Source organism: Actinosynnema sp. NPDC023794 (assembly GCF_040639675.1).
GTDB classification, from domain to species: Bacteria; Actinomycetota; Actinomycetes; order Mycobacteriales; family Pseudonocardiaceae; genus Actinosynnema; species Actinosynnema luteola.
In genome coordinates this window covers 1-12,661 of record NZ_JBFAFR010000014.1, presented here as the reverse complement: position 1 = coordinate 12,661, position 12,661 = coordinate 1, and the positions used below count along the sequence as shown (strand labels likewise).

The window sequence follows — 12,661 nt, the reverse complement described above, 5'->3', positions numbered from 1 at the left end:
CCGTGTACCGGACTTCCGCGCCGACGTCGACCCCGTTCTCGCGCCCGGCGGGAGCGTTGGGGCTGGCACGGGTCGTGCGGACCCGCGTCGCACCCGACCGCGCGCTGGACGACGAGTTCTCGTTGCGCCACTTCACCGACCTCACGTCTCTCTACGGGGTCGCCGTGCGGCCGGACGTGCTCGCCTCGCCGGGCACGACGTTCACCGCGCTGACCCGGTCGCTGCACGCCGGGTTGGCGCCGTTGGGGCCGGTGGAGCTGGCGATCGTCGCCCACGCCACGCCGGACCTCGACTGCCGGCTGGCCGCGGCGACGTACCTGGCCGAGGCGGTGCCCGGCGCGCCGTTGTCGTTCTCGGTGTCCGACGTCGGCCGGTGCGCGCCGTTCGCGGCGTTGCGGATCGCGTCGGACTACGCGGCGCGGCACGGTTTCTCGCGGGCGCTGGTGGTGATCGCCGACCAGGCGACGTTGCCTTACGAGCTGGGCGGGCACGACCGGCCCGCGGGTGACGCCGGGGTGGCGTTGTTGCTGGAGCCCGGCGGCGCGCCGTTGTCGGTGGTGCACACGCCGGGGGTCGCGGTGGTCGACCTGCCGGACGCCCTCGCCGCCGGGTTGGCGTCGTCGGTGGGTCCGGACGAGCGGGTGGCCGTGGTCGCGGGCGCCGGGATCAACCCGGAGCTGGTGCGGCACGGTGGGACGGTGCGGTCCGCGGCGGCCGGGTACCCGTGCACGTCGCTGTGGGAGGGGTTGGCCGATTCGCTCGGACGGGTGGTTCTCGTCGAGCACGACCCGGTGACCGGCGACCTCGGTCTGGCCGTGGTGGGGGAGGCCCGGTGACGACGTCGGTGCGGTTGGGCGCCGCGGCGCTGTCGCGCTGCCACGCGGCGGCGCGGGAGGAGGGGTTGGCGCCCGCGTTGACGCTGCTGGGTTCGCTCGTGGCGACGGGTCTGCTGCCGTGCGGTCCGGGTGGGCACGCGGTCGTGCCGCAGGAGGTCGCGGCGTCGGCGGACCGGGTGTGGGTGGACGGCGCCGTGGTGGACCGGTCTGGACTGGACGAGTCCACTGTGGATACGATCGACCTGCCCGGTGGGGCGGTGGTGCTGCTGCGGGTGCTGGATACACGATCGGGTGGAGATGGCCCGAAGACGTACGGAAACAGTGTTCTCGTACCTCGGTTGAGAGCAGCGGACCCCGAGACCGACCCCGGCACGTCCGACCAGCGAGCCGCCTGGGCGTTGGGCCTGGTGTGGCTGAGGCTGGGGCTGTCGGAGGCGCTGCGCGAGACGTGCATGCGCTACCTGAACGGGAGGCGCACCGGCAACACCACCCTGCTCCAGCAGCAGATGGTGAAGTCGACCGTCGCCGACGGGCTGATCGAGCACCTGGAGGTGCGGGCGGTCCTGACGGGCGTGGACGCGGGCGAGCTGCCCGGGGTGATCCTGGCCCACCTGCACGCCAGGATCACGGCGGCGGACCGGTGGCTGGTGAACCTGCTCGGCGCGAGCGGGTACCTGGTCGGCGGCCCGGGGCAGGTGGCACACCTGTCGGAGCTGCTGGCGGAGGCCTACGTGCCCGCCCCGACCTCCCACGCGGGATCGGACGCGCACGACGACGCGCCTGGCCCGCCCACGGCACTCGCCGCCCCCGCCGCGCATGCCGTGGACGGCCTGACAGGTGCGGGAAACGCAGTCGCGGTTGGTGTGGTTGGTGCGGGACCCGCGGTGCGGGCCACGGACCGCCCGACCGGTGCGGTCCACGGTGTCGCGGCCGGTTCGGCCGGTGGCGGAACGGCGGATGTCGCGGGTGGCACGCCGGCGGGCCCGCCCGGGGCGGCCGGTGCCGCCGGCGCGGGTGCCGTCGGCGCCGGTGGCGTGCGGTCCGCGGGCGTCGAGTCGTGAGCGCGTTGGACGCGCGGCTCGTCGCGTTGCGCGACCAGGTGCGCGAGTGGGGCGCGGATTTCCGCCGCCTCGGGCTCGCGCTGGACCGCGACCCGGAGCTCATCCGCGCCCACTTCGACCTCCCGGCGGTCCGCTACCTGTCGACCATGGGCATCCCGCCGGAGTACGGGAACGTCCCCATCCCCATCGCGGGCAACCGGTTCTACGGCACGCTCGCCCTCGAACGGGCGATCATCATGGAGGAGTTGGCCTGCGCGGACGTCGGCATGCTCGTCGCCTCGCCCGGCCCGCTGCTCGCCGGCGTGCTGGTCGACCTGCTCGCCGACGCCGAGCAGAAGGAGTGGTTCTACGGGCGGATGCTCGCCGAGCCGCTGTGGACGTTCTTCGCGCTCACCGAGCCGGACCGCGGGTCCGACGCGGGCGGCCTCACGTCGACGTTGACCCCGGTCGACGGCGGCGGCGTGCTCGCCGGCGAGAAGCGGTACGTCGGCAACGCCTGCCGCGCGCAGCTCGGGGTCGTGTTCGCGCGCGTCGGCTCCGGCCCGCTCGGCATCAACGCGGTCCTGGTGGAGACGCCCGCTCCCGGCTTCTCGGCGACCGCGCTGGAGACCATCGGCCTGCGCGGCGCCCGGATCAGCGCGATCACGCTGGACGACGTGCACGTCCCCGCCTCCCGCTTCGTCGGACGGCACCTCTCGCCGTCACGGCGCGGCATGTGGGCGTTCGTGCAGACGTTCAACCTGCTCCGGCCGGGGGTGGCGGCGATCGCGCTCGGCATCGCGCGGGCGGCGCACGAGTACGTCGTCGAGCACCGCACGACGTTGCGCCGCGACGAGCGCGACCGGCTCGACGAGCTGGGTCGTCGGATCACGGCGGCCCGCGCGCTCGTGCACCTGGCCGCCCGCGCGGTCGACGCCCGGACGTCCGACGGCTACCTGGCGTCGGCGGCCAAGGCCCGCGCGTCGCAGCTCGCGCTCGACGCCACCCGCGCGGCCTGCGAGTTCTTCGGCGTCGGCGCGCGCTTCGACCACCCGCAGCTGGACAAGCTGGTCCGCGACGCGCGCGGCCTGGAGTTCATCGAGGGCACGTCGAACATGCAGAAGCTGAACCTGTTCCAGGGCCTGTTCACCGGGAAGCTGGACCGGGACGACCCGTTCCGGGTGGGCGTCGGCTCACCGCGCTGAACCCCGCGAGCCACCGCGACACCCCGGCCGCGGACCGCAACCGGACCCAGGGCACCCCGGTCCGCGCCAACCGGCCGGGGTACTCGGCGTGGTGCCTGCGGTGGGCCCGCACCGCCCAGGGGATCAGCGAGTCACGCCCGAACAGCGCGTCGAGCCCTTCCCGGTTGCCGTTCCACAGCACGGTCCGGCGCACGATCCGGGCCGTGCCGCGGCGCACGATCCGCGGCACGACCACCCACAGCGGCAGGTCGAGCCACACGATCAGGTCGGCCCGGCGCCACACCACGTCCGCGGCCAGGTCGATGTAGTTGCCGTCGACCACCCACGCCGGCCCGGCGGTGGCCGCGGCGACCCGCGCCCGGAACTCCTCGGCCGGCGGCGGAGTCCAGTCCGGGCCGTGCTGGATCGCGTCCAGCTCCACGTGCGGGCCGTCGACCACGGGGGCCAACTCGCGCGCCACCGTCGACTTGCCCACACCGCTCACACCGAGCACCACGATCCGCCGCGGGGTCATGCGCCAAGCCTCCCAGCAGAGGGCCGGAGGTCGCGAGGCCCGGCGACGCTCAGCCGGCCGGCACCAGGGCGAGCGCGCCGTACCCGTAGCCGGAGATCCGGGTCACCCCGATCCCGCTCACTCCCGCGACGCGCAGCGGCACGTTCGACGAGGCCGGCGTCCGGGTGCCCAACTGGTAGCTCCAGTTGTAGCCCCAAGCCCACACCGTGCCGTCCGAGGTGAGCGCGTACCCGTTGTGCGCCTCGCCCGACGCGATGGCGACCACGCCGGTCAGCCCGGACACGGGGGTGGGCGTGCGGACGTGCTCGGTGCTCGTCGAACCGTTGCCGATCTGCCCGTTCGCGTTGCTGCCCCACGCGACGACGGTCCCGTCGGCCTTGCGGGCGTAGCGGTTGGCGTTGCTGCCGTCGATCTCCACGACGTCGGTCAAGCCCGGCACCTGGATGGCGACCAGGCTCTCCTCCAGGTTGTCCGTCGAGCCGGTGCCCAGCAGACCGTACGCGTTGGAGCCCCACACCCACACCGTGCCGTCGGACTTGAGCGCGAAGCCCTCAGCGCTCACGGCGACCGCGTCCGTCATGCCGACGACCTGCACGGGCACGTTGGACGAACAGGTTTCCGGCACGGCTTGATCGCACGCCACGCCGTTGCCGAGCCTGGCGAGGAAGTTGTAGCCCCAAGCCCACACGGTGCCGTCGGACTTCACGGCGTAGCCGTTGTGCTGGCCCGCCGCGATGGCGACGACACCGGTCAGGCCCGCGACCCGCACGGGGGTGGTCTGGCGGTCCGCCTCGTAGTCGACCCCGTCGCCGATCTGGCCGAGGGCGGTGCTCCCCCAGGACCACACCGCGCCGTCGGACCCGAGCGCCAGGCCGTTGCTCGCACCGGCCGCGACGGCGGTGATCCCGGACAGGCCCGGCACGCGTGCGGGTCGCTCCGACAGGTAGCCCGGCACCGCGGCGCTGTAGCCCCACGCCCACACCGTGCCGTCGGCGCGCAGCGCCACGTTCTCCGCGGAACCGGCCGCGATGGCGACGACGTCGCCGAAACCGGGGATCGCACCCGGAGCGGCGCGGGAGCCGCTCGACCCGTCGCCGAGTTGGCCGTTCTGGCCCAGGCCCCACGCGAACACGCAACCGGCGTCGCCCGCGCACGTGCCGACGAAGTACCCGGTGACGTCGCCGAGCAGGTGCGCGGCGCCGGACGTGCCGAGGTTCCTCAGCTTGACCTCCCGGTCGAAGAGGGGCGCGAACACCTGGGTCGTCGCGGTCCGCGCGGCCTCGACGAAGAGGGTGCGCGCCGGGTAGTTGCCGGACCAGTCCTGGGCCATGCTGAAGCGCGCCGTCCCGGTGCCCCGGGCACCGGTCAGGTTGGCCACGACGCCGGTGATCGGCAGGGACGGCGCGCCGACCGTCGCGTCGAACGCCAGGTAGCCGCCCGCGGCGACCGGTCCCGAGGAGGCGCCCAGGCCGGTGGTGGTGTCGAGCACGCGGCGCGGCGCGGCCGGGACGAAGGCGCCGGTGGCGTCGGCGCCGTAGTAGCCGGCGAGCTGGCCGATCACGCGGACCGTGCCGGCCCCGTTGAACAGGTCGACCTCGCGGTCCGCGCCCAGCGCCACCACGGCGAGGTTCGACACCGTGCGCCGGGCCGGCACGGTCAGCACCGACGTGCCCGGCCGCGCGGAGCCCGTCCGCCACGCCGCGACCGACGTCGGCGCGGTGTTCTGCCCGCCGGTGAGGGTGACGGCCACGGCGGTCGCGCCCGCCGGCACGTGGGCCGAGAGGTCGACGGTCCTGGTGGCCGCCGCGCCGATCGTGATGTCGAACAGCTCCGCCGACGGTGTGGACCGGTACTTGGCGCCGCCGTCGGTGGCGTAGTACCCGCTCAGGTCGGCGACCAGGTCCACCGAGCCCGTGGCGTGGGTCAGGTCGACCTTGCGATCCGCTCCTACCCGGACGGTGACCGAGCCCGAGCGGCTCTCGCCGGCGTGCAGGCTTACGGCGGCGGTGTCCGGCCGCGCCGTGCCGGCCTGGTACGCGGTCACGGTGGTCGCCGCCGACGCGGCCAGCCCCGTCACGGTGAGCGCCACCGCGGTCGCCGTCGTCGGCAGCCGGTCCGACAGGTCCACCGTCACGGTCCCGCCCGCGGCGACCTTGCCGGCCGGCGCGCCGACCCCGGTGCGGGTGTCGAGCACCCGTGCCGGCGCGACGGCGGTGTAGCTCGACAACGCGGGCGCGGTGACCGGATCGGCCGCCGCGCCGGTGGGCAGCACGACCACGTGCGCGGCCGGCACCAGCAGGGCGGCGAGCAGCGCGAGACCCGGTCTGAGCACGAGATTTCCCCCCAAGAAGACCAAGACGGTCGGCGAAGAGTAGGAACCCGAGCCGATCTCGCACAAGTCCGATGACCGATGGTGAGGAGAGCCGGACGCTGAGTCCACCCCGGACGCCGCACGGCGACGAGCCCACCGGGTCGGGGGACCGGTGGGCTCGTCGTTTCCCGGGGGGTGGGAAGTCCTACTTGCCGTGCAGCTGCTTGAGGTACTCGTACGTGGTGGGCAGCGTGCTCATCAGTTCCTTCTGCGTCTGCTTGATCTGCGCGAACACCGCCTCGGCCGAGTCGAGCACGTCGGGCCGCGCGGCCAGCGCGGGCAGCGTGTGGTCGGGCAGGTACTCGAGCCCGGCGAAGATGCAGTAGTAGTTGGAGTTGTTCCAGAAGTTGCGGAACTCCGCCTCGAAGTTCGCGTAGTAGGTCGACTCGTCGGTGATCGGCATGTTGACCGCGAGACCGGCCTTGTACATGCGGACCTTCTCCTTGAAGTCGTCCGCCAGCTCCAGGTCCTTGCACGCCTGCCAGAACGGCGTGTCGTTGCGGGGCGCGAAGCTGAAGTGCCCCTGCACGAAGTCCCGCGAGTCGTCGAACATCGTCTCGATCTCCGCGTTGAAGCGGTCCTGCAGGATCGAGTCGAAGTCCTTGTCCGGGAAGTGCTTCGCCAGCTGGAACAGCGCCGCGTAGATGAAGTAGATGCCGGTCGACTCCAGCGGTTCCAGGAAGCACGACGCCAGGCCGATCGAGACCACGTTCTTGACCCACGCCCGGCGGTTGCGGCCGACGCGGAACTTGACCTGGTTCAGCGGGGTGTTCTCCGGGTCCAGGCCCCACATGGAGCAGAACTCCAGCGTCGCGTCGTCACGCGACTGGAACCGGCTGGAGAACACGTAGCCGCTGCCGAAGCGGCCGAGCATCGGGATCTTCCACGTCCAGCCGGACGACATCGCGATGGCGCCGGTGTACGGCTCGACGCCGTCGACCGCGTCGTCGTGCGGGATCTGGGCGGCGACCGCGCTGTCGTTGAGCAGGTGGTCGCTCATGTCCAGGAAAGGCTCCTTCATCGCCTGGTTGATGAGCAGGCCGCGGAAGCCGGAGCAGTCGATGAACAGGTCGCCCTCGAGGGTGCGCCCGCCCTCGGTCTTCAGCGCCGAGACGTGGCCGCGCTGGTCGATGACCGCCTCGACCATCTTGTCCTCGACGTGGATCGCGCCCTGCTTGGTGGTGGCGAAGCGGCGCAGGAAGTCGGCGACCAGGTTCGCGTCGAAGTGCCACGCGTAGTTGGTCCACTTGGTGCCGTCCAGGAACCTCGGCGAGAGGTTCTGGTCCATGATCGGCGGCTCGCGGTAGCAGGCGTAGTCGAACGGCTCGTCGGTCTGGCCGGCGAGCTTCTTGTGCGCCCAGTAGTGCGACAGCGGCTGGTTCTCGTGGTTCGGCAGCAGGCCGAACAGGTGGTAGTAGTGGTCGCTCGTGCCCTGGTACGGGCGACCGTTCGCCTCACCGACGCCCGGCGTGCGCCAGTTGGTGAACTTGATGCCCATCTTGAAGCTGGCGTTGCACTCGCGCATCCAGTCCTCCTCGGCGATGCCGAGGAAGTCGAAGAACGTCTTGTGCAGGTTCGGCACGGTGGCCTCGCCGACGCCGATCTTCGGGATGGCGGGCGCTTCGAGCACGGTGATGGTCACGGCCGGCCCGAGGGCCTTGCCGAGGTACGACGCGGCCATCCAGCCCGCGGTGCCGCCACCGAGCACCACGACCTTCTTGATCCTACGATCTGCCATCGGGGTCTGTCCTCCCGTCATGATCACGACAAAGGCCGCGGAACCGACGTTCGCCGCAGTGCTGCCGGTGTTCGAAGGGCGAGTGCCCGGAATATGCGTGTCTGGACCAACCTGAACCCAAATAGCTATGGATTTTCTATACGCGGTGCCGTCAGTGACGTGTCAGCGGGTTGTCAGCCGTGTTCGCGAGTATGTGGTCGTGGCCGCTGCCCGGCCGGGTCGGCGCAGCTCATCAGGCCTGCACGAGAAAGGGGCGGTAACGTGGCACCTGCCTTCGCGGTGATTTCCGGCGCTCAGGTGGACGAGGTATTGCGAGGGCGGGAGAAGCACGTCGTCGAACTCATCGAGGCCGCCTACCGGTGGCACGGTGAAGGCGACACCGTCAATCCGCCGTCCTATTTCCTGCGGTTCCCCGAAGACCCTTCGTCGCGGATCATCGCGCTGCCCGCGTCCATCGGCGGCGACATCGGCGTGCACGGCGTGAAGTGGATCTCCAGCTTCCCCGCGAACGTCGCCGCGGGCCTGCCGCGCGCGTCCGCGGTGCTGATCCTCAACGACCGCGAGACCGGCTACCCCATCGCCTGCCTGGAGAGCTCCATCGTCAGCGCGGTGCGCACCGCCGCGTCCGCCGCGCTGGCCGCGGACTGGCTCAGCCGGCACCGGAACCGGCCGACGCGGGTCGGGTTCGTCGGCACCGGCCTGATCGCCCGGTACATCCACACCTACCTGACCGCCACCGGGTGGAGCTTCGACGAGGTCGGCGTGCACGACCTGAGCGCCGACTCCGCGAACGGCTTCCGCGAGTACGCCGAGGGCGCGGGCGACGGCGCCGTGGTGGTCCACGACCGCGCGGAGAGCTTGATCCGGTCGAGCGACCTGGTCGTGTTCGCCACCGTCGCGGGCACGCCGCACGTCACCGACCCGACGTGGTTCGACCACAACCCGCTGGTGCTGCACGTGTCGCTGCGCGACCTGTCGCCGGAGGTGATCCTGGCGTCCACCAACGTGGTGGACGACGTGGAGCACTGCCTGAAGGCGAACACCTCGCCGCACCTGGCCGAGCAGCTCACCGGTGACCGCGACTTCCTGTCCGGCACGTTGCACGACGTCATGACCGGCGCGGTGACGCCACCGGCGGACCGGCCGCTGGTGTTCTCCCCGTTCGGGCTGGGCGTGCTGGACCTGGCGGTCGGCAAGCACGTCTACGACGAGGTGTCGCGGGCGGGCGGGCTGGCCGTGGTCCCGGACTTCTTCTTCGACCTCGACCGCTACGGCAAGCGCTGAGCCGCCTGACCGTGCACTTCGCCTAGGAGTCGGCGCATGCCAGTGATATCGACGCCCCAGGAGTTCAACGTGGACGACCTCTACGTGGACCTCCGGCGGCTCTCGGGCCACCCGCTGTACCTCAAGTGCGAGGGGTTCAACTTCGCCGGGTCCATCAAGCTCAAGGCCGCCAACGAGATGGTGTCCGCCGCCGTGCGCGCGGGGACCCTGCGCGAGGGCGTCACGCTGGTGGAGAGTTCGTCGGGCAACCTCGGGGTGGCGCTGGCGCTGGTGGCGGCGAGCCGCGGCTACCGCTTCCTGTGCGTCACCGACGCGCGCTGCAACCCCGCCACCAGACAGCTGATGGAGGCGCTGGGCGCGCGGGTGCACGTCATCACCGAGCCCGACCCGCAGGACGGCTACCTCGGCGCCCGCATCCGCTACGTCAAGCAGGTGTGCGAGGACGAGGGCCACGTGTGGCTCAACCAGTACGCCAACCCGGCGAACTGGATGGCGCACTACCAGAGCACCGGCCCGGAGATCCTGAAGAGCTTCCCCGAGGTCGACGTGGTGTTCATCGGCGCGGGCAGCACCGGCACGCTGATGGGCTGCGCCCGCTACTTCAAGGAGAACAAGCCGTCGGTGCGGGTCGTCGCGGTCGACTCGGTCGGCTCGGTCACCTTCGGCACGCCCGCGCAGCCGCGGGTGCTGCCCGGCCTGGGCACCAGCGTCCGCCCGCCGCTGCTGGACGAGTCCTTCGTGGACGAGGTGCTGCACGTGGCGGAACGGGACACGGTGCGCGCCTGCCGGACGTTGCTGCGGCACGGCTTCCTGTTCGGCGGCTCGACCGGCACGGTGCTGTCCGGCGCCGCCGACTGGCTCACGCGCAACCGGCCCGACGGCGACGTGACCGCGGTGGCGATCGCGCCGGACCTCGGCGACCGCTACCTGGACACCGTCTACCGGGACCAGTGGATCAGCGACATCTACGGCGCGGACCTGCTCGCCGAGGACGCGATGCTTGCGAGGAGACTGCCATGACCCACCGGCTGCCCCTGTCCGCCGGTCAGCTCGACATCTGGTTCGACGAGAAGCTCTCCGGCGGCACGTCGGCGTACAACACCGCGGGCTACCTGGACATCCGCGGACCGCTGGACGTCGAGGTGTTCCGCGCGGCCGTGGCGCGGCTGGTGGTCGAGTCGGAGTGCATGCGGGCGCGGTTCACCGAGGTCGACGGCGAGCCCGGCCAGGTGGTCGAGCCCCTGCCGGACCCCGGTCTGCGGGTGCTGGACCTGCGCGGCGAGGCCGACCCGGAACGGGCCGGCCGCGACTGGGTGCGGGCGGACCTGGACGTGCCGTTCGCCCTCGGCGACTTCCCGCTGTTCCGGCTGGCGCTGCTGCGCGTCGGCGACGAGCGGGCGTTCTTCTCCCTGTGCATCCACCACTTCCTGTGCGACGGTTACACGCAGGTGGTGTTCTGGCGCAGGCTCGGCGAGCTGTACGAGGCCCTGCTGGCGGGCAGGTCGGTCGACGACGGCCGGTTGCCGCCGCTGGCCGAGCTGATCGCGGCCGAGGCGGCCTACGGCGGGTCCGGGCAGGCCGAGCGGGACCGCAAGTTCTGGGACCGCCGGTTCACCGACGCGCCCGAGCTGGTCAGCCTGTCGCACCGGGACGGCCCGCGGGCGCAGGGTTTCGTGCGGCACAGCGCCGTGGTGCCCGAGTCGACCGCACGCCTGGTCCGCGCGATCGCCGTCGAGGCCAAGGTGACGTGGCCGACCGTGGTGACCGCCGCCATGGCGGCCTACACCCAGCGGATGACCGGCGTCCGCGACGTGCTGCTGACGTTGCCGGTGACCGCCAGGGTCGGCGCCCGGATGCGCGCCATCCCCGGCATGGTGGCCAACACCGTGCCGCTGCGGCTCGCCGTCGGCCCGGCGACGTCGCGCGCCGGGCTGCTGGCCGACACCTCGCGCGAGGTCACCAGGGTGCTGCGCCACCAACGGCACCGGGTCAGCCGCATCCGCGGCGCGATGGGCCTGCGCAGCGACGACCGCAGGCCGTTCGGCCCGCTGGTCAACATCCTGCCGCAGGAGACCGAGCTGAAGCTCGGACCGTGCGTGATGACGGTCAACAACCTGTCCACCGGACTGGTCGACGACTTCGAGGCCACGGTCGTGGACGCGCCGGGCGGCGGCCTCGAACTGCACATGAGCGGCAACGCGGGCCTGTACGAGGACGACGAGGTGGCCGGCCACGTCACCCGGTTCGCCGCGTACCTGGAGGAGTTCGTGCGGGTCGCGCCGGACGCCGCGCTGAGCCGGGTGGACTTCGCCGGGACCGACGCGGTCATCGGCCCGGTGCGCGAGGACGACCACACCGGTGTCGTGGAACGCGTGCGCGCCGTCGCGGCGGCCACGCCCGACGCGGTCGCGGTGGTGGACGGGTCCGGACCGGTGACCTACGGCGAGCTCGTCGCCCGCGCCAACGCCCTGTCGCACGAGCTGGACGCCGGGCTGACCGCCGTGCTCGCCGAGCCCGGCGCAGGGTTCGTCACGGCGGTGCTGGCCGCCCTCGGCGCGGGCGGCGCCTACGTGCCGCTGGACGTGCGCGCGCCGGTCGCCCGGATCGCGGGCCTGCTGGCCGACAGCGGCGCCACGCACCTGGTCGCGGACCCCGCGCACAGCGCGCTCGCGGCCGAACTCGCCGGCGCCGCGCGCGTGGTCGTGCTGGACGACGCCGAGGACCACGAGCTGTCGCCGGTGTCCGACGCGGCGGACGACCTGGCGTACGTGATCTTCACGTCGGGGTCGACGGGCCGGCCGAAGGGCGCGATGGTGCACCGGGGCGGTCTCGTCAACCACCTGCTCGCCAAGGTCGAGGACCTGGGGCTCACCGCGGCCGACACCGTCGTGCAGAACGCGCCGGTGACCTTCGACGTGTCCGTCTGGCAGATGCTCGCGCCGCTGGTCGTGGGCGGTCGGGTGCGCGTCGTGGGCGCGGCGGGAGCTGCCGACCCCGATACCCTGTTCGGCCTCGCCGCGGCCGAGGGCGTGACCGTGCTGGAGGTCGTGCCGTCGCTGCTGCGCGCCGCGCTCGACGCCTGGGACGCCGCCGGCGGCGCCGTGCCGCTGCCCGGACTGCGGCACCTGGTGGTCACGGGCGAGGTGCTGCCCGCCGACCTGTGCGCGCGCTGGTTCGACCGCTACCCGGGGCTGCCGCTGGTCAACGCCTACGGGCCGACCGAGTGCTCGGACGACGTGACGCACGCGCTGATCACCGGACCGGTCGCGGGTCCCCGCGCGCCGATCGGCCGCGCGGTGCGCAACACCAGGCTGCACGTGCTGGGCGACGACCTGCGACCGATGCCTCAGGGCGTGCCCGGCGAGCTGTACGTCGCGGGTGCCGGCGTCGGCCACGGCTACCTCGGCGATCCCGGGCGCACCGCGACGACGTTCCTGCCCGACCCGTTCGGCGGGCCCGGCGACCGCATGTACCGCACGGGCGACCGCGTGGTGCGGCACGCCGACGGGCAGTTGGAATTCCTGGAGCGGCGCGACTCCCAGGTCAAGATCCGCGGCCACCGCATCGAGCTCGGCGAGGTCGAGGCCGCGGTCCGCGCGGTGCCGGGCGTGGGGGGGGGGGGGGGGGGCGGGGGCGCCCCCCCCGCCGGGGCCCAACCGCAGGTCGGGGTCGT

Annotated in this window: 9 protein-coding genes; 6 read left to right on the top strand and 3 right to left on the bottom strand. The window is 72.7% G+C overall.

The features are described from left to right. The first annotated feature begins 2 nt into the window (after nt 1-2). The 3 genes from AB0H12_RS25815 to AB0H12_RS25805 are packed head-to-tail and all read left to right on the top strand — an operon-like array spanning nt 3 to nt 3,081. On the top strand, nt 3-836 hold the full coding sequence (locus AB0H12_RS25815; protein ID WP_499626030.1) for a hypothetical protein: 834 nt from the start codon (nt 3-5) through the stop codon (nt 834-836). Continuing rightward, nucleotides 833-1,897, top strand: coding sequence for a hypothetical protein (locus AB0H12_RS25810; protein ID WP_499626028.1), 1,065 nt, complete (start codon nt 833-835; stop codon nt 1,895-1,897). The genes AB0H12_RS25815 and AB0H12_RS25810 overlap by 4 nt, the downstream gene beginning before the upstream one ends. Continuing rightward, entirely contained in the window at nt 1,894-3,081 is a 1,188-nt protein-coding gene (locus AB0H12_RS25805) for an acyl-CoA dehydrogenase family protein (protein ID WP_499626026.1), read from the top strand. The genes AB0H12_RS25810 and AB0H12_RS25805 overlap by 4 nt, the downstream gene beginning before the upstream one ends. Here AB0H12_RS25805 and AB0H12_RS25800 read toward each other — a convergent pair. From AB0H12_RS25800 to AB0H12_RS25790, 3 genes are all read right to left on the bottom strand, one after another. After that, a complete protein-coding gene (locus AB0H12_RS25800) occupies nt 3,023-3,595 on the bottom strand; it encodes a P-loop NTPase family protein (protein ID WP_499626024.1) in 573 nt (190 codons plus the stop codon). The two genes, AB0H12_RS25805 and AB0H12_RS25800, sit on opposite strands and share 59 nt — an antisense overlap. Nucleotides 3,596-3,644: 49 nt before the next feature. Then, nucleotides 3,645-5,927 (bottom strand): RCC1 domain-containing protein, encoded by a 2,283-nt coding sequence (locus AB0H12_RS25795; RefSeq protein WP_499626022.1) that lies wholly within the window; start codon nt 5,925-5,927, stop codon nt 3,645-3,647. Nucleotides 5,928-6,111: 184 nt separating this feature from the next. Further along, nucleotides 6,112-7,704 carry a tryptophan halogenase family protein gene (locus tag AB0H12_RS25790; protein WP_499626020.1) on the bottom strand — a complete coding sequence of 531 codons (1,593 nt, stop codon included), beginning with the start codon at nt 7,702-7,704 and terminating at the stop codon, nt 6,112-6,114. Between the two features lie 261 nt (nt 7,705-7,965). Here AB0H12_RS25790 and sbnB point away from each other — a divergent pair, with 261 nt between their 5' ends. The 3 genes from sbnB to AB0H12_RS25775 all read left to right on the top strand — a co-directional run. After that, nucleotides 7,966-8,988, top strand: a complete 1,023-nt coding sequence (gene sbnB / locus AB0H12_RS25785; RefSeq protein ID WP_499626018.1) for a 2,3-diaminopropionate biosynthesis protein SbnB — start codon at nt 7,966-7,968, stop codon at nt 8,986-8,988. Nucleotides 8,989-9,024: 36 nt separating this feature from the next. After that, nucleotides 9,025-10,008, top strand: a complete 984-nt coding sequence (sbnA, locus tag AB0H12_RS25780; protein ID WP_499626016.1) for a 2,3-diaminopropionate biosynthesis protein SbnA — start codon at nt 9,025-9,027, stop codon at nt 10,006-10,008. Then, a partial coding sequence (locus AB0H12_RS25775; RefSeq protein WP_499626014.1) for an amino acid adenylation domain-containing protein occupies nt 10,005-12,661 on the top strand: 2,657 nt, incomplete at its 3' end. The genes sbnA and AB0H12_RS25775, both read left to right, overlap by 4 nt.